Annotated in this window: 20 protein-coding genes; 13 read left to right on the top strand and 7 right to left on the bottom strand. The window is 72.7% G+C overall.

Annotated features, from left to right (window positions below):
- Window positions 1-24 precede the first annotated feature (24 nt).
- The gene (glgX, locus tag ACF09E_RS16575; protein ID WP_392205827.1) at window positions 25-2,226 is read right to left on the bottom strand and encodes a glycogen debranching protein GlgX; all 2,202 of its coding nucleotides are present in this window, start codon (window positions 2,224-2,226) and stop codon (window positions 25-27) included.
- A 204-nt stretch (window positions 2,227-2,430) separates the two neighbouring features.
- Here glgX and ACF09E_RS16570 point away from each other — a divergent pair, with 204 nt between their 5' ends.
- The 8 genes from ACF09E_RS16570 to ACF09E_RS16535 all read left to right on the top strand — a co-directional run bounded on the left by ACF09E_RS16570 (window position 2,431) and on the right by ACF09E_RS16535 (window position 10,047).
- Complete coding sequence (locus ACF09E_RS16570; protein ID WP_361852212.1) at window positions 2,431-3,609, top strand: Ig-like domain-containing protein; 1,179 nt, start codon at window positions 2,431-2,433, stop codon at window positions 3,607-3,609.
- 208 nt (window positions 3,610-3,817) lie between these two features.
- Window positions 3,818-5,080, top strand: a complete 1,263-nt coding sequence (locus tag ACF09E_RS16565; protein WP_392205825.1) for an Ig-like domain-containing protein — start codon at window positions 3,818-3,820, stop codon at window positions 5,078-5,080.
- Window positions 5,081-5,166: 86 nt separating this feature from the next.
- Window positions 5,167-5,934: an enoyl-CoA hydratase-related protein gene (locus ACF09E_RS16560; protein WP_361852206.1), complete on the top strand. Its 768-nt coding sequence runs from the start codon at window positions 5,167-5,169 to the stop codon at window positions 5,932-5,934.
- 80 nt (window positions 5,935-6,014) lie between these two features.
- On the top strand, window positions 6,015-6,521 hold the full coding sequence (locus tag ACF09E_RS16555; protein WP_392205824.1) for an ATP-binding protein: 507 nt from the start codon (window positions 6,015-6,017) through the stop codon (window positions 6,519-6,521).
- A gap of 404 nt (window positions 6,522-6,925) precedes the next feature.
- The gene (locus ACF09E_RS16550; RefSeq protein ID WP_392205823.1) at window positions 6,926-7,690 is read left to right on the top strand and encodes a polysaccharide deacetylase family protein; all 765 of its coding nucleotides are present in this window, start codon (window positions 6,926-6,928) and stop codon (window positions 7,688-7,690) included.
- Window positions 7,690-8,910, top strand: a complete 1,221-nt coding sequence (locus tag ACF09E_RS16545; RefSeq protein ID WP_392205822.1) for a YncE family protein — start codon at window positions 7,690-7,692, stop codon at window positions 8,908-8,910. The genes ACF09E_RS16550 and ACF09E_RS16545 overlap by 1 nt, the downstream gene beginning before the upstream one ends.
- Before the next feature lie 131 nt (window positions 8,911-9,041).
- Window positions 9,042-9,257, top strand: coding sequence for an EF-hand domain-containing protein (locus ACF09E_RS16540; RefSeq protein WP_148000972.1), 216 nt, complete (start codon window positions 9,042-9,044; stop codon window positions 9,255-9,257).
- A 529-nt stretch (window positions 9,258-9,786) separates the two neighbouring features.
- Window positions 9,787-10,047 carry a hypothetical protein gene (locus tag ACF09E_RS16535; RefSeq protein WP_361857698.1) on the top strand — a complete coding sequence of 87 codons (261 nt, stop codon included), beginning with the start codon at window positions 9,787-9,789 and terminating at the stop codon, window positions 10,045-10,047.
- A gap of 43 nt (window positions 10,048-10,090) precedes the next feature.
- Here the strand turns inward: ACF09E_RS16535 and ACF09E_RS16530 are convergent, their stop codons facing one another.
- Window positions 10,091-11,074, bottom strand: coding sequence for a LuxR C-terminal-related transcriptional regulator (locus ACF09E_RS16530; protein WP_388793639.1), 984 nt, complete (start codon window positions 11,072-11,074; stop codon window positions 10,091-10,093).
- A 150-nt stretch (window positions 11,075-11,224) separates the two neighbouring features.
- Between ACF09E_RS16530 and ACF09E_RS16525 the strand changes: the two genes are divergently transcribed.
- Complete coding sequence (locus ACF09E_RS16525) at window positions 11,225-11,752, top strand: hypothetical protein (protein ID WP_392205821.1); 528 nt, start codon at window positions 11,225-11,227, stop codon at window positions 11,750-11,752.
- Between the two features lie 51 nt (window positions 11,753-11,803).
- The gene (locus tag ACF09E_RS16520; protein WP_361857691.1) at window positions 11,804-12,409 is read left to right on the top strand and encodes a response regulator transcription factor; all 606 of its coding nucleotides are present in this window, start codon (window positions 11,804-11,806) and stop codon (window positions 12,407-12,409) included.
- Between the two features lie 95 nt (window positions 12,410-12,504).
- Here the strand turns inward: ACF09E_RS16520 and ACF09E_RS16515 are convergent, their stop codons facing one another.
- From ACF09E_RS16515 to ACF09E_RS16500, 4 genes are read right to left on the bottom strand one after another with little or no spacing between them, the layout of a single operon-like run.
- On the bottom strand, window positions 12,505-13,620 hold the full coding sequence (locus tag ACF09E_RS16515) for a 3-dehydroquinate synthase II family protein (protein ID WP_015036309.1): 1,116 nt from the start codon (window positions 13,618-13,620) through the stop codon (window positions 12,505-12,507).
- Window positions 13,592-14,581 carry a 2-amino-3,7-dideoxy-D-threo-hept-6-ulosonate synthase gene (locus tag ACF09E_RS16510; protein ID WP_392040605.1) on the bottom strand — a complete coding sequence of 330 codons (990 nt, stop codon included), beginning with the start codon at window positions 14,579-14,581 and terminating at the stop codon, window positions 13,592-13,594. The genes ACF09E_RS16515 and ACF09E_RS16510 overlap by 29 nt, the downstream gene beginning before the upstream one ends.
- Entirely contained in the window at window positions 14,578-16,260 is a 1,683-nt protein-coding gene (locus ACF09E_RS16505) for a class I adenylate-forming enzyme family protein (RefSeq protein ID WP_392205820.1), read from the bottom strand. The genes ACF09E_RS16510 and ACF09E_RS16505 overlap by 4 nt, the downstream gene beginning before the upstream one ends.
- A 44-nt stretch (window positions 16,261-16,304) precedes the next feature.
- The gene (locus ACF09E_RS16500; RefSeq protein WP_392205819.1) at window positions 16,305-17,765 is read right to left on the bottom strand and encodes a multicopper oxidase family protein; all 1,461 of its coding nucleotides are present in this window, start codon (window positions 17,763-17,765) and stop codon (window positions 16,305-16,307) included.
- A 377-nt stretch (window positions 17,766-18,142) separates the two neighbouring features.
- Here ACF09E_RS16500 and ACF09E_RS16495 point away from each other — a divergent pair, with 377 nt between their 5' ends.
- From ACF09E_RS16495 to ACF09E_RS16485, 3 genes are all read left to right on the top strand, one after another.
- On the top strand, window positions 18,143-19,681 hold the full coding sequence (locus ACF09E_RS16495; RefSeq protein ID WP_392205818.1) for a SagB family peptide dehydrogenase: 1,539 nt from the start codon (window positions 18,143-18,145) through the stop codon (window positions 19,679-19,681).
- A gap of 142 nt (window positions 19,682-19,823) precedes the next feature.
- Complete coding sequence (locus ACF09E_RS16490) at window positions 19,824-20,000, top strand: thiazolylpeptide-type bacteriocin (RefSeq protein ID WP_073912617.1); 177 nt, start codon at window positions 19,824-19,826, stop codon at window positions 19,998-20,000.
- Window positions 20,001-20,036: 36 nt separating this feature from the next.
- Window positions 20,037-20,207 (top strand): thiazolylpeptide-type bacteriocin, encoded by a 171-nt coding sequence (locus ACF09E_RS16485; RefSeq protein ID WP_015036315.1) that lies wholly within the window; start codon window positions 20,037-20,039, stop codon window positions 20,205-20,207.
- A gap of 191 nt (window positions 20,208-20,398) precedes the next feature.
- On the opposite strand, the gene ACF09E_RS16480 is transcribed toward ACF09E_RS16485, so the two are convergent.
- A complete protein-coding gene (locus ACF09E_RS16480; protein WP_392205817.1) occupies window positions 20,399-20,962 on the bottom strand; it encodes a DUF7010 family protein in 564 nt (187 codons plus the stop codon).
- Between the last annotated feature and the right edge of the window lie 13 nt (window positions 20,963-20,975).

The following is a 20,975-nucleotide window of genomic DNA, read 5'->3' as shown; positions in this document are numbered from 1 at the left end:
CGGGCCCCCGGCCGGGCCGCCCCCCTACGTCCGCACCCGCAGCAGCACCACCGATCTGGCCCCGACCTCGATCACCGCGCCGCCCGCGTGCTCCGTGCCCGGTGGGGCCGACTGGTCCTCGCGGGAGGTGTCGACGACCAGTTCGTACGTCTCCGCCCACGGCGGGCCCGGGAGGCGGAAGTCCAGCGGGCGCGGGCCCGCGTGCAGGACGGCGAGGAAGCTGTCGTCGGTGATCTGCTCGCCGCGCTCGTCCCGGCCCGGTATGTCGCGGCCCGACAGGTAGAGGCCGAGCGTGGCCGTGGGCGCGTACCAGTCGGGTTCCGTCATCTCCGTCCCCTCCGCGGTGAACCAGGCGAGGTCCCGCAGCCCGTCGGAGCCCTGCGGGCGCCCGGAGAAGAACGCGCGGCGGCGCAGGACCGGGTGGTCGTGGCGGAGGGCGAGCAGCCGGCGGGTCAGGGCGAGGAGCTGGGCCCGGCCGGGGGAGTCCGGCAGGGTCCAGTCGACCCAGCCGATCGGGTTGTCCTGGCAGTAGGCGTTGTTGTTGCCGCCCTGGGTGCGGCCCATCTCGTCGCCGGAGACGAGCATCGGGACGCCGGTGGAGAGCAGCAGGGTGGTGAGGAGGTTGCGCTGCTGGCGCAGGCGCAGTCCGTTGACGCCGGGGTCGTCGGTCTCGCCCTCCACCCCGCAGTTCCAGGAGCGGTTGTCGTGGGTGCCGTCGCGGTTGCCCTCGCCGTTGGCCTCGTTGTGCTTGCGCTCGTAGGTGACGAGGTCCCGCAGGGTGAAGCCGTCGTGCGCGGTCACGAAGTTGACGGAGGCGTACGGTCTGCGGCCGCCCCAGGCGTACAGGTCGCTGGAGCCGGAGAGCCGGTAGCCGAGGTCGCGGACGTCGGGCAGCGCCCCCCGCCAGAAGTCGCGTACGGCGTCCCGGTAGCGGTCGTTCCACTCGGTCCAGAGCGGCGGGAAGGCGCCGACCTGGTAGCCGCCGTTGCCCACGTCCCACGGCTCGGCGATCAGTTTGACCCGGCGGAGCACCGGGTCCTGGGCGATCACGGCGAGGAAGGGGGACAGCATGTCGACGTCGTGCATGGAGCGGGCCAGGGCGGCCGCGAGGTCGAAGCGGAATCCGTCGACGCCCATCTCCGTGACCCAGTAGCGGAGGCTGTCGGTGATGAGGCGGAGCACCTGCGGCTGGACGACGTGCAGGGTGTTGCCGCAGCCGGTGTAGTCGGCGTAGCGGCGGGCGTCGGACTGGAGCCGGTAGTAGCCGCGGTTGTCGATGCCCTTGAGCGAGAGCGTCGGGCCGAGCTCGCCCGCCTCCGCCGTGTGGTTGTAGACGACGTCGAGGATGACCTCGATGCCGGCCGCGTGCAGGGCCCGTACCATCCGCTTGAACTCGCCGACCTGCTGTCCTGCCGTGCCCGAGGAGGAGTAGGCGGCGTGCGGGGCGAAGTAGCCGATGGAGTTGTAGCCCCAGTGGTTGCGCAGGCCCCGCCGCAGGAGGTGGTCCTCGTGCGCGAACTGGTGCACCGGGAGCAGCTCCACCGCCGTCACCCCGAGCCGGACGAGGTGGTCGATCGCCGCCGGGTGCGCCAGCCCCGCGTACGTGCCGCGGAGGTGCTCGGGGATGCCCGGGTGGAGCCGGGTGAAGCCCTTCACGTGCAGCTCGTAGATGACCGAGTCCTGCCAGGGCGTCTTGGGTCTGCGGTCGTCGGACCAGTCGTCGTCGTCCTGCACGACGACCCCCTTGGGGACGTGCGGCGCCGAGTCCCGCTCGTCGCGGACGGTGTCGGCGACGTGCTGCTGCGGCCAGTCCCTCACGTGCCCGTAGACCTCGGGGGGCAGCGCGAAGTCGCCGTCCACGGCCCTCGCGTACGGGTCGAGGAGCAGCTTCGCCGGGTTCCAGCGGGCCCCGGTCCAGGGGTCCCAGCGGCCGTGGACCCGGTAGCCGTACCGCTGCCCGGCCCCGATCCCCGGCACGAACCCGTGCCAGATCTCGTGGGTCAGCTCCGTCAGCGGCAGCCGCAGCTCCGTGCCGTCCGGGGCGAAGAGGCACAGCTCGACCGCCTCCGCGCCGCCCGCCCACAGGGCGAAGTTCGTCCCGGCCACCCCGTCGGGGCCGACCCGGCAGCGGGCCCCGAGCGGCGTGGGCGCGCCCGGCCACACCGGCGGCCCGGCCCGCTCCGGGGCATGCTCTGGTACCGCCTCCTGCTCGGCTGCGCTCGTCACCGTCCCGGCCTCCAGCGGCTCGTCGGGCCCGCACGCGGGGAAGCGGCGGCGTCCCGGCCGCCGCTCCCGCGCGTGGTTCTCCCCCCTGTTCTGCCCGGCAGGTGCGGCTCCCAACATGACCCGCACGCACGTTTCCCCTGGAGGGTGGCCGTCGTTGGGCCGAGCGTGACATTCGTATGCAAGCGGGCGAGGTACGCCCTCGTGGTGGCGGGACTGTTGGCGGGCCTCGTGGGCTGCACCGGGGCGGGCGGCGGAGGCGGGCTCGACCTCGGCCTGCCGGGCAAGGCGCGGGCTCCCGGGGACGTGATCCGGGTCAGTCCGGAGGACGGCAGCCGGGGGGTGCCGGCCGAGGGTCCGGTCGAGGTGAAGGTGGACAGCGGGCGGCTCGAACGGGTGACCGTCGTCCAGGTGGAGGACGGCCGGCGGACCCGGGTCGACGGGGAGGTCTCCGCCGACGGGCTGCGCTGGCGGCCCCGGCCGGACTCCCGGCTCGCGCTGGCCGCGAAGTACAGCGTGGACGCCGTCGCGCTCGACGCGCACGGACGCCGCTCGGCCCGGCACACCACCTTCACCACCGCGGTGCCCGAGAGCCGGTTCATCGGCTACTTCAAACCGGAGAACCGTTCCACGGTCGGCACCGGCATGATCGTCTCCTTCGGCTTCAACATGCCGATCGAGAACCGGGCCGCGGTCGAGCGGGCCATCCGCGTCACCTCGGTTCCGCCGGTGGAGGTGGTCGGGCACTGGTTCGGCAAGGAGCGGCTGGACTTCCGGCCCGCCTCCTACTGGAGTCCGGGCACCGAGGTCACCGTCGAGCTGGCCCTGCGGGACGTCGAGGGGGCGCCCGGCGTCTACGGCATCCAGAACAAGAAGGTCGGCTTCACCGTCGGGCGCTCCCAGGTCTCCGTGGTCGACGCGGCCGCCCACACCATGGAGGTCAGGCGGGACGGCGAGGTCCTCGCCACCGTGCCGATCACCGCGGGGGCGCCGAAGACGACCACGTACAACGGGAAGATGGTCGTCACCGAGCTGTACGACGTGACCCGGATGAACGGGGCCACGGTCGGCTTCGGCGGCGAGTACGACATCAAGGACGTCCCGCACGCCATCCGGCTGACCGACTCGGGCACCTTCCTGCACGGCAACTACTGGGCCGATCCGAGCACCTTCGGCTCCGCGAACGTCAGCCACGGCTGCGTCGGCCTCCGGGACGACAAGGGCGGCAGCGCCGACTCGCCGGCCGGCTGGTTCTTCGAGCGCACCCTGATCGGGGACGTGGTGGAGGTGGTCAACTCCCGCGACCGGAAGGTGGCCGCCGACAACGGTCTCGGGGGCTGGAACATGCCCTGGGACGAATGGAGGGCGGGCTCCGCGCGGGACTGACCCGGGGGGCGTCCCCTCCGGCCCCCCGCGCACCCTCCGGCGCTTCCGGCCCCTCCCGTCGTCTTAGCAGGTCGATCGGGACGGAACGGTGACATTCACGAGGATCTTTCGTGTCCTGCGGTGTGATTATCTAGCGCCGTGTGCGCGAGCGGATGCGCACGGGGGTGGGGCCGGGCGGTGCCGGGCCGTGCGAGGGGAGAACACCACAGTGAACGGGCAGCCGATATCGGGGGCATCGGTCGGAGCGACCGGGCGGCGCGGCCGGCGCGGGGGCGTCAGGCTGCAGGCCCTGGCGGCGGGGGCGCTGCTCCTCGTGCTCACGGCCTGCGGCGGCGGTGAGACGGCGAACGGCGGTGCGGGGGGCCAGGGCCCGGCCGCGCAGGGCGGCGGCAAGCAGGACAACGCGGCCTCGCAGGCGGTCGTGACGATCCTCCCGAAGGACGGTGCCGACGCCGTCGCCACCAGCGGGGTCCTCAAGGTCACCGCGGCGCAGGGCAAGCTGACCACGGTCACCGTCGCCGACTCCAAGGGCACCGCGGTCGAGGGCCGGATCGCGGCCGACGGCGCCAGCTGGACGCCGACCGCGCACCTGGCCGCGGCGACGCAGTACAAGGTCCACGCGATCGCGAAGGACGCCGAGGGCCGCGAGTCGGCGAAGGACACCACCTTCACCACCCTCGTCCCCAAGAACACCTTCATCGGCCAGTACACGCCGGAGGACGGTTCGACCGTCGGCGTCGGCATGCCGGTGTCCATCAACTTCACCCGGGGCATCACCGACCCGGAGGCCGTCGAGAAGGCCATCAAGGTGACGGCCGTGCCGTCCGTGCCGATCGAGGGCCACTGGTTCGGGAACGACCGCCTCGACTTCCGCCCGGAGAACTACTGGGCCGCGGGCACCAAGGTGACGGTGCACCTCAACCTGGACGGCGTCGAGGGCCGCCCGGGCGTCTACGGCAAGCAGAAGAAGACGATCAGCTTCACCATCGGACGCCGTCAGGTCTCCACCGTCGACGCGAGCGCCAAGACGATGAAGGTCGAGCGCGACGGCAAGATCATCAAGACCATCCCGATCACCGCGGGCGCGCCGTCCACGACCACCTACAACGGTCAGATGGTCATCAGCGAGAAGTACAAGGTGACCCGCATGAACGGGGCCACGGTCGGCTTCGGCGGCGAGTACGACATCAAGGACGTCCCGCACGCCATGCGCCTGTCCACCTCCGGCACCTTCGTGCACGGCAACTACTGGGCCGGTGCGGGCACGTTCGGTTCCGCCAACGTCAGCCACGGCTGCGTCGGCCTCCAGGACGCGCGGGGCGCGGGCGACGGCTCGATGCCGGCCGCCTGGTTCTACGACCGCTCGATCATCGGCGACGTGGTCGTCGTGAAGAACTCGAAGGACAAGCAGATCCAGCCGGAGAACGGTCTCAACGGCTGGAACATGGACTGGTCGGAGTGGATCAAGTAGTCCACCCGTGATCCGTCCGGGAGGGCCCGGTGCTGTGAGCAACGGCACCGGGCCCTCCCGCGTTAACGGACACTAACCTTCCTCCCATGACTGTGAACCTCGAAGTCGCCGAAGGCGTCGGCACGATCCGCCTCGACCGCCCCCCGATGAACGCCCTGGACGTCGCCACCCAGGACCGGCTGCGCGAACTCGCCCAGGAGGCGACCGACCGCGACGACGTGCGGGCCGTGATCATCTACGGCGGCGAGAAGGTGTTCGCGGCCGGCGCGGACATCAAGGAGATGCAGGTCATGGACCACGTGGCCATGGTCAAGCGCTCCCGAGCGCTCCAGGACTCCTTCACCGCCGTCGCCCGCATCCCCAAGCCGGTCGTCGCCGCCGTCACCGGCTACGCCCTCGGGGGCGGCTGCGAGCTCGCCCTCTGCGCCGACTACCGGATCGCCGCCGACAACGCCAAGCTCGGCCAGCCGGAGATCCTGCTCGGCCTGATCCCGGGCGCCGGCGGCACGCAGCGGCTGGCCCGGCTCGTCGGCCCCTCCAAGGCCAAGGACCTCATCTTCACCGGCCGGATGGTCAAGGCCGAGGAGGCCCTGACCCTCGGCCTGGTCGACCGTGTCGTCCCCGCCGCCGAGGTGTACGAGCAGGCGCACGCCTGGGCCGCCAAGCTGGCGCAGGGCCCGGCCGTCGCGCTGCGGGCCGCGAAGGAGGCGATCGACCAGGGCCTGGAGGCCGACATCGACACCGGCCTCGCCATCGAGCGCACCTGGTTCGCGGGCCTGTTCGCGACCGCGGACCGCGAGAACGGGATGCGCAGCTTCGTCGAGGAGGGCCCGGGGAAGGCGAAGTTCGCCTGAGGTGACAGACCATCATCCGTGGGGGCCGATTCCGCCGGAACGGCCCCCGCGACCGGCTCCGTGCGGCCATGATGGGGGGCATGGCGGGCCTGGAGGGTAGAGAACAGCCGTGGCAGCGCACCGGCGCCGCCGCGGCGCGGTGGTCACCGGCCGCTGAAGACGAACAGGCCGCCCACACAGTCGAGTTGTACGGCAACCCGGCCGAGGAGGACGTACGGCTGCCGTCCCGGCCCGAGTCCGCGTGGGTGGCCCGGAGGCTCACCCAGCACGTGGTGCTGCGGCAGTGGGCGCTCGGCCCGCAGATCGCCGAGCACGCGGTGCTCCTGGTGTCGGAGCTGGTCGGGAACGCGGTCCGGCACACCGGCGCGCGGGTCTTCGCGCTGCGCCTGCAGCGGCGGCGCGGCTGGATCCGGGTCGAGGTGCGCGACCCTTCGCGCGGACTGCCCTGCCTGATGCCGGTGCACGAGCTCGACACGAGCGGCCGGGGCCTCTTCCTGGTCGACAAGCTCTCGGACCGGTGGGGCGTGGACCTGGCGCCCCGCGGCAAGACGACCTGGTTCGAGATGCGGGTCGCCGACCGTCCCTGAGCCGCGCGCCCCTGATGCGGAGCGCCCCCGGAACGCACGTGAGCCCCCGTGCGCCGTGGTGGGGCGCCCTGGGGGCTCTCGTGTGATGCGCCGTGGACGGGGGGGTGTATCCACGGCCGCTCTGTCGACCTGGCCCGGGTCAATGGGGGTCGTTCCCTCGACTATGGCAGACAGGTGGCCCGACCGCCAAAAGTCCCTACTGGTGCAAAACGGTCTAAAGGTGGACACTTTAACAGTGAATCGTTGGTGACGTGTGGCACTCACCTTACAAACAATGAATGACTATGCGGTTCGATGATTGTTCCTCGGGGTCGTCCGCATACTGGACGTCCGCCGAGTGACCGCAAACGTCCTGAATTGGCGTAATCGTTACGAAACCGGCCGTACCGCCCTTAAATGGTCGCGTGAAGCCGATCGACCGCCGCGGAGTCCTCCGCGCGGGCGCGACCGCGGCCCTCGCGGGAGCCCTCGCCACCGCCTGCGGCACGGACCCCCGCCCCGCCGGGCCCGCCCCCCGGCGCCCCGCCCCCGCACCCGTCGCGGCCCCCGCCCCCCGCAGCCTTCCCGGACAGCCGGCCGAGATCGTCCACGGCCCCCGCGACCGGCCCCGGGTCGCGCTCACCTTCCACGGCCAGGGCGACCCCGCCCTCGCCCGCACCCTCCTCGGCCAGGCCGAGAAGGCCGGCGCCCGCGTCACCGTCCTCGCCGTCGGCAGCTGGCTCGACCAGCACCCCGGCCTCGCCCGCCGCGTCCTCGACGGCGGGCACGACCTCGGCAACCACACCCAGCGGCACATCGACGTCAACGACATGACCGAGACCGAGGCCCTCGCCGAGATCGAGGCCTGCGCCGTTCGGCTGCGCCGGCTCACCGGCTCCATCGGCACCTGGTTCCGGCCCTCCCGCACCCGGCACGCGGCCCCCGCCGTCCTGCGCGCCGCCCGACGCGCCGGATACCCCCACGTCCTCTCGTACGACGTCGACTCCCTCGACTTCACCTCGCCGGGCGCCCCCGCCGTCGTCCGCAACGTCACCGGGTCCGTCCGCGCCGGATCCGTCGTCAGCCTGCACTTCGGCTACCCCGACACCGCCGCCGCGCTGCCCCTCCTCCTCGCCGAACTCGACCGCCGCGGACTGCGCGCGGTCACCACCACGGAGCTGCTGACCTGATGGCACACCCCCCGCAGAGACACCCCGCGCGGCCCCACCGCACCCGGCCGCCCCTCGCGCGCCGGACCAGGGTCCTCCTCGCCGCCGCCCTGCTCGCCGCGCTCGCCGGCTGCGGCGGCGGGGACCCGGGCGGCGCCGCCCCGGTGAGGAAGGCCGCGCCCGCCGTCCCTCAGCGCGCCGCGGTCCCCGCCGGACTCCCCGGGATGCCGCCGCTCCTCGACCCGAAGGACGTGTACGCCGCCGACCGGCCCGGGAAGCTCTCCCCGGTCGTCAAGGACTTCCCCTCCCGGGTCTACGTCCCCAACACCAACTCCCACACGGTCTCCGTCATCGACCCGGCCACCTACCAGGTCGTCGAGACCATCCCCGTCGGCGACCAGCCCCAGCACGTCGTGCCCTCCTGGGACCTGAAGACCCTCTGGGTCAACAACAACCGGGGCCACACCCTGACCCCCATCGACCCGGCCACCGGCCGCGCCGGCAAGCCCGTCGAGGTCCACGACCCCTACAACCTCTACTTCACGCCCAACGGCAGGTACGCCGTCGTGATGGCCTCCCTCGACCGCGAACTCGTCTTCCGCGACCCGCACACGATGGAGCGGAGGAAGTCCGTCCCGGTCAGCTGCTACGGCGTCAACCACGCCGACTTCTCCGCCGACGGCCGCTACTTCGTCGTCTCCTGCGAGTTCTCCGGCGAACTCCTCAAGGTCGACACCGAGAAGATGGAGGTGATCGGCCAGCAGAAGCTGCCCTTCCAGGGCGCCATGCCGCAGGACGTGAAGATCTCCCCGGACGGCAAGACCTTCTACATCGCCGACATGATGGCCCACGGCATGTGGGTCCTCGACGGCGAGAAGTTCACCACCCCGACCCTGATGCCCACCGGCAAGGGCGCCCACGGGCTCTACGTCAGCCGGGACTCCCGCGAGATGTACGTCCCCAACCGCGGCGAGGGCTCCGTCTCGGTCTTCGACTTCGAGAAGAACCGGCTGACGAAGAAGTGGTGGCTGCCGGACGGCGGATCCCCCGACATGGGAGGCGTCTCCGCGGACGGCAAGGTCCTCTGGCTCTCCGGCCGCTACGACTCCGAGGTGTACGCGATCGACACCGCGACCGGGAAGCAGCTGGCCCGCATCCCGGTCGGCAGCGGACCGCACGGCCTCGCCGTCTACCCGCAGCCGGGGCGCTACTCGCTCGGCCACACGGGGGTCTTCCGCTGACCGGCCCCGGGCGCCGCCCGGGGACCGCCGGGGGAGCCGTGCCACCGCCTCGCTCGTACCGCCCGCATCCGGCAGGGCCGGGCCAGCTAATCTGACCCCCGTCAGAGAAGCACCAAGAAGGGGCGGAAGCAGTGGCGGACATCGACTCGGCACGTACGGCATTCAACAGGTTCGACGCCGACGGGGACGGTTTCATCACGGCCGCGGAGTACAAGAGCCTCATGGCGCAGCACGGCGACTTCCACGTCACCGAGTCGGTCGCCGAGGTGCTCATCAAGCAGCGTGACGACAACGGCGACGGCGTCCTCTCCTGGGACGAGTTCTGGGCCCACTACAGCAAGGCCTGACCCACCCGCCCCGACGGGCCGCAACACCGCGTTGCCGCCCGTCCGGGGCCCGGTGACGCCCGTCCGGTGACACCTCCCGGACGCGCACGGACGTGTTCCGCCCCCTGACCCCCCGGCACTCCGCCGATCCGCACGGCGTCTCTCCCCGTGCGTTCCCGTGACGCCTTCCGGGACACCCCCGCGCGACCCCGCCGCCCGTCCGTCCGCCCCGTGCCCGTGGCACGTCGCTGCATCACATGCCGGTGGCCGGATCCGGGCCCGGCGCGCGAACGATCTCCGCCGCGCTCCCCACCTGGCCTTTTGGCCGGAAGACGAGGGTCCGCCCAGGGCTTCGGCCCGTGCTCCCGCGCAGGTCGTGAGGCAGCTCATTGCCAGGCAGCTTCCTGGCCTGTCCGGAAGCGGACAGCCGGGGCCCCCCGGTGATTACCTCTAGGTGTGCAGCCGGGGAGGCCGAAAAGCCACCGGCCGCCAAGGACCTCCAGACACGCACGTACGCCGCACTCGTACCGCACCCGGAACGGAGACCCACATGTCCTGTCGCTCCCGCCGCGCAAGCAGTGTCCTCGCCGCCGTCGCCGCCGCCGTCCTCGGCGGACTGGTGCTTGCCTCCCCGGCCGAGGCCGCCCCCGCCGCCCCGCACACCGTCGCCCAGCGCGGCGACGACTTCGTCTGGCCGACCCCGCCGCACCCGCAGATGCCCGACCTCCCGTGCGTCCCGACGCTGCCCGGCATGCCCTGCGTCATCGACCTCCCGGACGACTTCGTCTGGCCCATCGCCCCCCGGGACTGACCGCCATGAACGCCATGACCGCCGCCACGGCCGCCGCCCCGCTTCAGATCCACTCCCGGCGGGTCGCCTGCACCCCCGCCTCGAACCGGCTCGACGCGCCCAGCCGCTCCATCAGGTCGGCCACGATCCGCCGCTCCGTCCGCACGCCGATGCCCAGCGCCCGCGCCACGGCCTCGTCGGTGAGACCGCTCGCCAGGAGCTGGAGCAGCTTGCGCTCCTGCGGGGTGAGCCCGCCGGGAAGGGCGTCCCCCGGCCCGTTCAGCGGCGAGGCGTGCTCCCAGTAGGCCTCGAACAGGGCGCGCATGGCCATGACCACCGGCTGGCTGCTGAAGAGCAGCGCGGACGGCTGGGCCTGGCCCGGCAGCCCGGCCACGACCGCCGCCGTCGTGTCCACGATGAGCAGCCGCATCGGAAGCGTCGGCGAGGTGCGGATCTCGCTGCTCCGCTCCGCCATCCACTGGGCGTGCGCCCGGGTGACCCGGTCGCCGGCGACACTGTCCAGGTAGATGGTCCGGAAGCGGACGCCCCGCTCCATGGCCCGCTCGTTCAGGGGCCGGCCGGCCTCGACGGACTCCTCCGTCAGTGCCTTGCCGGGATGGAAGGCGAGCGACTCGCGCGTACAGGACTCGGCCAGGGCCTCCAGCCGGGTGCGGATGTCGTCGACGTTGTCGAGGTGCTCCGCCCCGTCCAGACCGCCCGACCGGCCCGAGGCCGTGTACTCGGCGGCGAGCGCGGCGAGCGCGGCCCGGTTCTGCTCGATCCGCTGCTGCCGCGAGGCGAGTTCGCGCTCCTCGCGCTGGAGCAGCACCTTCAGCCCGAGCGACGGGTTCACCGCGCGCATCCGGCCCGGGGTGTCCCGGGACGGGGCCAGCAGGGAGAGCCTCGTCAGCAGGTCGAGCGCCTCCGCGACCTGCTCGGTCGTACAGCTCAGCAGTTTCGCCAGACGCTCCGGATCGTGCTCCTTGTGGAACAGGATCGCGCGGTACACGCCCAGCGTGTGTTGGTCGAGCGACGAGACCTCGTCCACGGTGTCCCCCAACGGTCGTACCGCCCCGGGGTCGATCGGGGCGGAGTTCCGAACCGGGGCCGGTGCCCCATGCGCCCGAGCGCCCCGGTCCACCCCATTCACCAGATCATCACGCTACCTGTTCGACGATCTCCTCGAAAGGGACGTCACGTGCTCCAGACCGGTTCCTCCCCGCCGCGGCTCGACGGCCTCGTCGTCCTCGTCGTCGACGCCACCACGGGTGTCGGCCGGGAGCTCGCGACCCGGCTGAGCGCCGCCGGAGCGGTCGTCGCCGTCGTCGGCGCCGGCCATCCCGACCGCGGCGACGACGCCGCCACCAACGCCGCCTTCCTCTGCAAGGCGCTCAGCGACGCGGGGCTGCTCGCCCTGCCGTACCGGATCGACGTCCGCGATCCCGCCGAGGCCGGCCGGCTGCCCGCGCTGATCGCCGCCGACGCGGCGCCGGTGAACGCCGCGGTCGTCGTCCTGCCGGCGCCGGACGCCCCCGGCGAACTGACGGAAGCCTTCCGCGCCGTGTCGGCCGCCCTCGCGGCCGCCCTGCCGCCCGGTGCCCGGCACATCGAGCGCACCCCGGCCGCCGCGGCCGGACCGGAGACGACGACGGCCGGGGACCGCACCTGGCTCCGCTCCGTCGTCGACAGCCTGGCCGCCGACGCGGCACGGGCGACCAGCCGCTGAGACCGGCGGTCCGCGAGGGCCGCCGCCACAGAAGTCACCACGGGGAGAGACATGTCCATTCGCGTCGTCGTGGCCGGTGACCACCAACTGGTCCTGGAAGCCTTCGCCGAGACCCTGAACGGCACCAACGGCCTGGACGTCGTGGGACTCGCCACGACCTTCGAGGCGGTGCTCCCGGCCGTCCAGCGGCACCGGCCCACGGTGCTCCTGCTCGGTGAGAGCACCATGGGGGGCAAGGCGCTGCACGCCGCCACCCAGGTGCGCTCGCACCACCCGGCCTGCGGCGTGGCGCTGATGGTCGGCTCGGCCACGCCGTCCGTGGTGGACCGGGCGGTGGCGGCCGGCGCCCTCGGCGTCGTCCCCAAGACGGCCCGGCTGCCGCAGCTGATCACCACCCTCGTGGGGGTCGCGGGAGGCTGCCTCACCGTCGACCCGGGACTGCTGCGGACGCCGGCGGCGGGGGAGACGGTGCTCAGCGTCCGCGAGACGGACGTGCTGCGGCTGACCGCCGGCGGGGCGACCGTCAAGGAGATCGCGGGCGAGCTCTACCTCGCGGCGGGGACGGTACGGAACCTCACCTCGGCGGCGATCAAGAAGCTGGGCGGGCGCAACCGGTTCGACGCGGCGCGCATCGCGGCCGAATGCGGGCTGCTGTGAGGGCGGCGGCGGGGCCCGGACGCGCGCCGGCCCCGGCACGGGGCGTGCCGGGGCGGGGCTTCACGACAAGGTGGAGCAGGGCGCTCCGTGCGCTCCTACTTCTCCAGGCAGAACTCGTTGATCGGGTAGCCGACGTGGCGGTCGGCCGTCGGCAGGTGACCCAGGATGCGGTCGCCCGGCTTGAGTTCGGTGCTGTTGAGCACCGAGGCGCCGGGGCCGAGGACCCGGACGTGCCAGTCGTCCTGGAGGATCAGGTTGACCGTCTGCCCGCTCGGCGCGACCGCGTCGATCGAGATGAGCGGCCGGGTCTCGATCTTCACCCGGCCGACGCTGACCGGCCGGGTGCGGCCGTCGACGTCGACCGCCAGGACGGAGCTGCCGGCGTGCAGCTCGCTCAGGTAGTGGGTGCGGCCGTTCTGCCCCACGGTGTACGAGTGGAGGGCGCCCGCGTTCACCCGGAACGGGCGGGTCGGCATGTACGGCAGCGGGTGGGTCTCGCTGACGCACAGGACCATGCCCTTGGAGTGGGAGCCCACCAGGATGCCCTCGTCCTTGCGGAAGTGGGTCGTGGTGTCGACGCAGGCACGCTCGCCCATGCCGATGTGCGTGGTCGCCGTGACCTCCAGCTCGACCAGGGAGATCTCCCCGCCGTGCGCGGTCGCCGCGGTCCGCAGGGCCGTCGCGTCGCCGACGGTGCGGCCCCGCATCAGGACCCCGTCCGAGCCGTGCTCCAGGACGCCGTACAGGATCTCGGCCTCCTCGGTGTCGGCGGCCGTCGTCACGATGGAGCCGGGCGCGCCCGAGGCGGCCGCGATGACGATCTCCAGCGGGATCTTCGTCGGGTCGCGGAAGTCGAGGACGCTCCACGCCTCCAGCCGGGCCGCCAGGCAGGCGTCCTCCAGCGTGTCGGCGTCGACGATCTCCACGTACCGGCCGAACTGCACGTCCGGGTGGGCCGCTTCGAGCTCGGCGCGGGCGTCCCGCGGGCCGGGGACGATCACGACGTCGGCCTCGCCGAGGTCGGCGGGCACGGTGGCGGCGCCGTCCTCGAAGAGCAGGACCTTGCGGACCGTGGGCGGCAGTCCGGCGAACACGGCCGGGTCGGCGGCGACGATGCCGTCGATCTTCTGGTGCACGGCCTCCTCGAGGACGGCGGCGGTGGCGGCGCCGGCCTCACGGATGTCAAGCCAGCACAGTTTGGCGTCCGTCATGATGCGGACCTCCTGTCAGATGGTCGAGAGACGTGCCGTCGAGCGACGGGCCGTCGTGGTGGGTGTCGTCGTGGTGCGGGTCGTCGAGCGGGGTGCCGTCGAGGTGGTCGGGGGTGAGGCGTTCGCTGTGAAGCCGCTCCCGGTCGCCCGCCTCGCTGAACGGGCCGGTGGTGAAGTGCTGTTCGGGGAAGTGGTGCACGATCCTGGCGACCTTCGCCGCCAGCGCCCGCGGGTCCTTGGCCTGGAAGATGTTGCGGCCCATGGCCACCCCGCCCGCCCCTCCGGCGATGGCGTCCCGGACGTACGCCAGGACGTCCTCCTCCTTCTCCAGGGCGGGTCCGCCGGCCACGAGCACCGGCACCGGGCAGGCCGCGGTCAGGTCGAGCATCTCCGCGGTGGATCCGAGGAAGACGGTCTTGACCAGGTCCGCGCCCAGGTCCGCGGCGATCGTCACGGCGTGCGCCACGACCGCGGGGTCCCGGGGGTCGCTGATCCGCGGCCCGCGGGGGTACACCATCGCGAGCAGCGGCAGGTTCCAGCGGTCGCAGGCGTCGGCGATCCGGCCGAGGTCGCCGATCTGCTGCCGCTCGTCGTCGGAGCCGAGGTTGACGTGGACGCTGACCGCGTCCGCGCCGAGGCGCAGGGCCTCCTCGACGCCGGCGACGACGTACTTGGCGTTGGGGTCGAGCGCCTGGCTGGTGCTCGCGTTGAGGTGGATGATCAGCGACATCGCGGCGAACCGCTCCGGGCTGATGTGCCGGACGCTGCCCTTGTGGACGACGACGGCGTCGGCGCCGCCGGCCGCGATCCGGGCGGCGAGCTGGTCCAGCGTCGTGCCCTTGGGCACGACGGGACCGTCGTGGATCGAATGGTCGAGAGGGGTGATCATCAGGCCGGCCGTGCTGTGGCGGTAGAGCCGCCGAAGCCGCAGCGACCGGGCGAAGTGGCCGAAACCGGTCATGGAACGCCCTTTCTGGTTCGCGAGGAGGCGTGATCGGGCTGGTGACCCGCGCCGCTCACGCGGACGGGGTCGTCCCGCGCGGTGGCTCCGCGCGGGGAGCTGAGGGCCGGCCCGCCGCCGCGCGGTCCGCCCGCGGCGGTGCCGAGGGCGCCCGACGCGACGGGGTCCGGCGGCGAGACGGAGCGGAGGTAGGCGCGGTCCGGCTTGCCCGAGGGGGTGAGGGGCAGCCGCGGCCAGACCGAGACGCGTACCGGAGTGTGCTCCGGGGTCAGCGCCGCGGCCACGTAGCCCCGCAGGTCGCAGGAGGTGTGCCCGGCCCCCGAGTACAGCTCCACGGCCGCGTGCACCTGCTCCACCCAGTCGCGGTCCCGCACCCCGAACACCGTCGCCTGACGCACCTGCGGATGGCGCATCAGCGCCTCCTCGATGGCCGCCGGGTCCAGCTTGAGCCCGCCGTGCTTGATCACGTCGCCCACCCGGCCGTCGAGCCGGAGGTAGCCGTACCGGTCCCAGTGCCCCAGGTCCCCGGTGCACAGCCAGCCGTCGCGGAAGACCGTCCCGGTGCGCTCCTCGTCGCCGAGGTAGCCGGCCGTGACCGTCGGCGAGCTGATCCAGATCTCGCCCGACACCCCCCGCTCCACCTGGGGGCCGCCGCCCGGACCGCGGATCTCGACCCGCACCCAGGGGAAGGGGCGGCCCGCCGAGCCGAGCAGCTCGGGCTCCCGGTGGTCCAGCGGGTTGAGGCTGCTGATGCCGCCCGCCTCCGTCGTCCCGTACACCTGGATGAGCACGTCGCCGAAGAGCTCGACGGCCCGCGCCACCCGCGCCGGCGCGGCCGGGGTGCCGCTGTAGGTGATGCGGCGCAGGGACGACAGGTCGGTCCGCGGGGCGGCCGGATGGTCCAGGAGCCGGTAGAGGTGCGGGACGGCGAGGTACACGTCGGTGACCCCGTGCCGCTCGAAGGCGTCCAGGACGCCGCCCGCGTCGAACTCGTCGTGCAGCACGACCCGTCCGCCGCTCGCGAGCACCGCGTCGGCCATCGGCGCGGTCGTGTGGCTGATCGGCGTGACGGACAGCAGCGTCGCGGGTCCCCGGGGATCGAGGCCATGGGCGAGGCGGCTGACGAGCTCCTCCCGCGTGTCGTACCGCTGGGCGACCATCTTCGGCCGTCCGGTGCTCCCGCTGGTGAACTCGACGGTCGCGAGGTCCTCCGGGCGCGGCTCGGGGAGCCGGGCCGGCAGCGCCTCGGCGGATCCGGCCGCCGTCCCCCAGGGGACGGTCAGCGCGGTCACGGCCGGGACGCGGCGGGTGAGCCAGTCGCCGCGCTCGGCGCTCTCGTCGTCGACGAGCAGCACCGACACCCGCAGGTCCTCCAGGAGTCGGGCCTGGGTGGAGACCGAGAAGGTCTCCGTGTCGGTCCGCGGGTTCATCGACCGCACGTACACGGAGGTGGCGCCCAGGAGATGGACGGCGTACCGGGCGCCGAGCATCAGCGGCCGGTTGGGGCCGGTCAGCACGGCGACGGTGTCACCGGGGCGGACGCCGCGGGAGTGCAGCAGGGCCGTGGTGGCCCGCACCGAGCCGGCGAGCCGGCCGGCGGTGACGGCCTCGTCGGCGCGGTGGATCACCACGCGCCCCGGGTCCTTTCCGAGGGCGTCGAGAATGCGGCGTACGTACATGGTTCCTCCTTTCCGGAACGAGGAGTTCGGTGGTGCGGAAGAATTCAGGAGATGCGCATCTGCGCCATCATTCCCATGGCGCTGTGGTCGATCATGTGGCAGTGGTAGGGAAAGACGCCGCGGTGGGTGTCGAAGGTCAGCTGGAGTTTCGCGGTCTGCCCCGGGAAGAGGAGCACGGTGTCCTTGAGGCCGGCCTCCGCCGGATAGACCGGCATTCCGTCCCTTTCCAGGATCCGGAACTGCACCAGATGGGTGTGGAAGTTGTGCGGGACGGTCGTGCTGGTGTTCTTGACCGTCCACACCTCGGTGGACCCCCAGGCGATCTCGGTGTCGATCCGGTCGTGGTCGAAGGTCTTCTCGTTGATGTAGGCGAGGTGGCCGGTGCCCGGCTCGTCCATCCGCAGCTCGAAGGTCCGCTCCACGGTCGGCGCGGGCAGCGGCGGCAGGGTGGCGAGGACGTCCGGCACCCGGCTGGTGTCGGGCACCTTCTCCCCGACGTCGAAGCGCATGACCTGCCCGACGAGCTCGGTCGGCCCGGGGCCCAGCATGTTCGCCAGGGTGACCTGGGTGCCCGGGGCGTACCGGGAGAAGTCGATGACGAAGTCGGCGCGCTCGCCGGGGGAGAGGACGACCACCGGCGAGGGCGCGGGCGCCGGCAGGAGGCCGCCGTCCGAGCCGACGTGGATGATCGGGCCGCCGTCGGAGAGCGCCAGCACGAAGATCCGCAGGTTGCAGGAGTTGACCATCCGGAAGCGGTACTTGCGGGCCTGGACCTTCATGTACGGCCACGGAGCCCCGTTGACCAGGAGGGTCGTGCGGTTGAGGGCGTCGTCCATCGTGTAGACCATCTGCCCCGCCGCGTCGAAGTGCGCGTCCCGGAGGATCAGCGGCACCTCGTACGGCCCCGAGGGCAGCCCGAGCGCGTCCTCGGCCTCGTCGCCGAGGAGGTAGAGCCCGGACAGGCCCCGGTAGACGTGCTCGGACTCCATGTGGTGCGCGTGGTCGTGCGTCCACAGCGTGGCGCCCACCTGGCGGTTGGCGTACACGTACGTCTTCGAACGGCCCGGCTGGATCAGGTCCATCATCCCGCCGTCCTGGTCCTGCGGGTTGTTGCCGCCGTGCAGGTGGACCGAGGTCGGCGCGGACAGGGCGTTGATCTGCTTCACGACCGTCGTGCGCCCGCTGCGGGCCCGGATCGTGGGGCCGGGGAACGTGCCGTTGTACGTCAGGACCTCGGTCCGCAGCCCGGGCAGGATCCCGACGCGCGCCCGGCGCATGGTGACCGCGTAGTAGTCGGCCGACCGGGTCCGCCGGTACGGGGCGAGGACCCGGGGGCGCGGCAGCGGCACGGTGAACGGGGTGACCGCGGGCGGGCCGGCGGGCGGCTCTGCGGCCACCGCCTGCGTACCGGAGGTGAGGCTCTGGAACACCCCGCCGGCCGCGCCGACAGCGCCGACGGCACCGGCCGTGAGTCCGAGTCGTATCGCGTTGCGGCGAGAGAACACAGCGGATTCCTAACGTGACGGGGTTCCGGGAACGGTGGTGAATTCGTTCTCCGAGCATGGGCGCGAATCGCCGGAACTCCGAGCGCGGGCGCCCCGGTTCTTGCATGTGTCACGCGATCGATGACCTCGGTCATATCCGCCGGTCGGTACGGGAATCAGGCACTCCGGGATGACGGGAGTCACGGCGCGAAATGCGGTCCGTCACGCCCCCGCCGGGAAATGTCACCGGATCCGGCGGCCGCGGATCGGGCGCGGGCTCCCCGCGCGAGAGTGGTGCCCGGCGTCTGCCCTGCGTACGGCGCCCCTTCCGTCCGCCGGCCCCCGGGGCCCGCACGGCCCCGGCGCCGGACCGTCATCCTCGCGCCCACGGAGGCACCGTGCAGACCACGCAGACCCCCTCGGACACCGGCCCCCGCCCCCTCGAACCCGCCCACGCCGTACCGGCGTTCACCGGCGGCGTCCGTGTCCTCTTCACCGCCGGCGACGGCGACGTCGCGACCCTCGCCGGACCCGCCACCTCCCTCGCTCTCCGCCCGATCCGGGACGGCGTCCGGACCGCCCTGGAGCGGCTCGCCGAAGGGCCGCTGCCCGCCGCGGAGTTGTACGAGGGACTCCGCCCCGCCGAGCGCGTCCAGTTCGACCGGGTCCTCGACCGCGCCCGGCACCTGGTCGCCCACGCCGTCCTCGCCCGCGGCGGCGGCCGCGAGCTGCTCCGCCTGGAACCGGTGGCGCGCGACGCGGCGTACGAGCCGGTCCGCGTCCCCGCCGGCGCCACCGTGCGGCTCTCCCGCTTCGCCTTCTGCCGCACCCGGGACGGCGCCCTCGTCCTGGAGTCGCCGCTCGTCAAGCTGCGGGCGGTGCTCACCGACCCGGCGGCCCGGACCCTGGCCGCCGCGCTCGGCGAGCCCGGCACCCCCGCCCGGCTCGGCGCGGACGCCGGACTCGACGAGGCCGGCACCGCCGACGTCCTCGGCCACCTCGTGGGCGCCGGGTTCGCCGAACTCGCGGACGAGGAAGGGGTCTTCGCCTCCGACGGCGAACCCGTGCTGCGCCAGTGGGACTTCCACGACCTCCTCTTCCACTCGCGCATCCGCTCCGGCCGGTACGACGACGTCTTCGGCGCCGTCTACCCGCACCGCGGAGCCATCGAGCCCCGGCCGGCCGTGCGCCCCGTCCCGGAGGGCCCCGCCGTCCCCCTCCACCGGCCGACCCGGGAGGAGATCGCCGCGCACGACCCGTCCCTCACCACCGCGATCGAGACCCGGCGGTCCATCCGCGGCTACGGCGAACAGGAGATGACCGCCCGCCAGCTCGGCGCGTTCCTCTACCGCGTCGCCCGCGTCCGCGCCCACTACACGCCGGAGCCGGGCAGCGACCGCGACGAGGTCGTCTCCCGCCCCTACCCCAGCGGCGGCCAGGGCTACGAACTGGAGCTGTACGTCACCGTGCGGCGCTGCACGGGCCTGGCCCCCGGCATCTACTACTACGACCCCGTCGGCCACCGGCTCGTCCTGCGCAACGAGGAGGAGGCCGACCGCGAGTCCCTCTTCCACGTGGCCTCCCGGGCCACCGGCATGGAGGCGCGTCCCGACGTCCTCGTCACCGTCACGGCCCGCTTCCAGCGCATGTCGTGGAAGTACCGGGCCATCGCCTACGCGACCACGCTCCGGCACACCGGGGTGCTCTACCAGACGATGTACCTGGTCGCGACGGCCCTCGGGCTGGCCCCCTGCGCCCTGGGCAACGGCGACGCCGACATGTCCGCGCGGGTGCTCGGCCTGGACTACCTCCAGGAGTCCTCGGTGGGCGACTTCCTGCTCGGCAGCCGGCGCCCGGACGACTCCGTCGCAGGTGAGCCGGGTGACGGGTGGCGGATGCTCAACAGCCCCGAGTGGTCCCTTCCCGAGAACGCCTGAGCCCTTCCGGCATGACGCCGGTTATTCCGGGCGTGATAAACGTCAGGCGGAACTCGGAAAGTCTGGTGCGGGGCAGGGCGGGTCAGCATTATTGGTGTTGCAGCCGAACGGTTGCCGAGAAGAATTCGGAAAGGAATTCAGAATGAGCATCGACGACATCAAGCAGGGCCAGGACGCGGACAAGGCGTTCGAGAACTTCGACGTCGACGAGCTGGAGACCCTCGAGGTCGCCCAGGGCGTGGCCCTCCCCGAGATGGGTGCCTCCAGCGGCTCGATCGGCACCTCGTCCTCCAGCTCCTCCACCTGCTCCGCCTGCTGAACATCCCCCAACCGAAACGCTGAAAGGAAACACACCATGAGCATCGACGACATCAAGAACGGCGACGACGCGGCCTTCGACAACTTCGACGTCGCGGAGCTGGAGACCCTCGAGGTCGCCCAGGGCGTGGCCCTCCCGGAGATGGGTGCCTCCAGCGGCTCGATCGGCACCTCGTCGTCGTCCTCCTCGACCTGCTCGGCCTGCTGACCGAGTAACCGGGGCTGAACGCACGACGCACGAAGGATGCGACCGCCCGGCTCAGGCCGGGTGGCGCATCCTCGCGTGCGTCGCGGTGTTTCCGGGGGTGCGGGCCGTCAGCCCTCAGGGCCCTTTCCGCCGTGCGTCCTCAGGCCCTTCCGGCGTGCGTCCTCAGGCCCTTCCGGCCGCGCACGGCCCCGTCAGCCGCGCAGGGCCACGTGGAAGGACGAGGCCCAGAGCACGACCGCCGCACCCAGACCCACCACGGTGCGGATCGTCTCCGCGGTGGTGCCGGCCGCCAGGACGACGAACCCCACCAGCGCGACCGCCGTCAGGAAGACCGCGGTCCACGTGTACTGACCCTGGTCGAAGAGGCGCGCGAGCGGGAAGAAGTGCAGGCCCACGACCAGACAGATCCCGACCGGGATGAACTCCGGGTGGCCCGAGGCGTTCGACGCGGCGATCACCGCGAAGATGGCCACCAGCTCGGCCACGTTGACCAGCCCGACCCCCCGGTTCCACTTCTCCGGGAGGCGGACGAGGCGGGTGACCGGACCCGAGGTGCCCCGGAAGGCGAGCACCACCGCGCCGGCGGTCACGGCGGCCGCGACCACCCCGACCGCGACGGACACGGGCACCGCCGCTATTCCCGAACCGCCCGCGAAGGCCCATACGAGGGCGAAGACGGCGAGGACGATCGCCCCGCGGCGGCGCAGGTTGCGCGTGAGTGCGAGGCACTCGGCGTCGGTGGTTTCCGTAGTCATGGCGCGGACCCTA

The organism is Streptomyces sp. NPDC014891 (assembly GCF_043081085.1).
GTDB lineage: Bacteria > Actinomycetota > Actinomycetes > Streptomycetales > Streptomycetaceae > Streptomyces.
This window is presented reverse-complemented; position numbering and strand designations above follow the sequence as displayed.

Coding starts and splice junctions, on each gene's coding strand:
- ACF09E_RS16545 (WP_392205822.1), top strand. CDS start 7,690: ATGGCACACCCCCCGCAGAGACACCCCGCGCGGCCCCACCGCACCCGG.
- ACF09E_RS16555 (WP_392205824.1), top strand. CDS start 6,015: ATGGCGGGCCTGGAGGGTAGAGAACAGCCGTGGCAGCGCACCGGCGCC.
- ACF09E_RS16515 (WP_015036309.1), bottom strand. CDS start 13,620: ATGACGGACGCCAAACTGTGCTGGCTTGACATCCGTGAGGCCGGCGCC.
- ACF09E_RS16490 (WP_073912617.1), top strand. CDS start 19,824: ATGAGCATCGACGACATCAAGCAGGGCCAGGACGCGGACAAGGCGTTC.
- ACF09E_RS16560 (WP_361852206.1), top strand. CDS start 5,167: ATGACTGTGAACCTCGAAGTCGCCGAAGGCGTCGGCACGATCCGCCTC.
- ACF09E_RS16485 (WP_015036315.1), top strand. CDS start 20,037: ATGAGCATCGACGACATCAAGAACGGCGACGACGCGGCCTTCGACAAC.
- ACF09E_RS16505 (WP_392205820.1), bottom strand. CDS start 16,260: ATGTACGTACGCCGCATTCTCGACGCCCTCGGAAAGGACCCGGGGCGC.
- ACF09E_RS16480 (WP_392205817.1), bottom strand. CDS start 20,962: ATGACTACGGAAACCACCGACGCCGAGTGCCTCGCACTCACGCGCAAC.
- ACF09E_RS16520 (WP_361857691.1), top strand. CDS start 11,804: ATGTCCATTCGCGTCGTCGTGGCCGGTGACCACCAACTGGTCCTGGAA.
- ACF09E_RS16510 (WP_392040605.1), bottom strand. CDS start 14,581: ATGACCGGTTTCGGCCACTTCGCCCGGTCGCTGCGGCTTCGGCGGCTC.
- ACF09E_RS16535 (WP_361857698.1), top strand. CDS start 9,787: ATGTCCTGTCGCTCCCGCCGCGCAAGCAGTGTCCTCGCCGCCGTCGCC.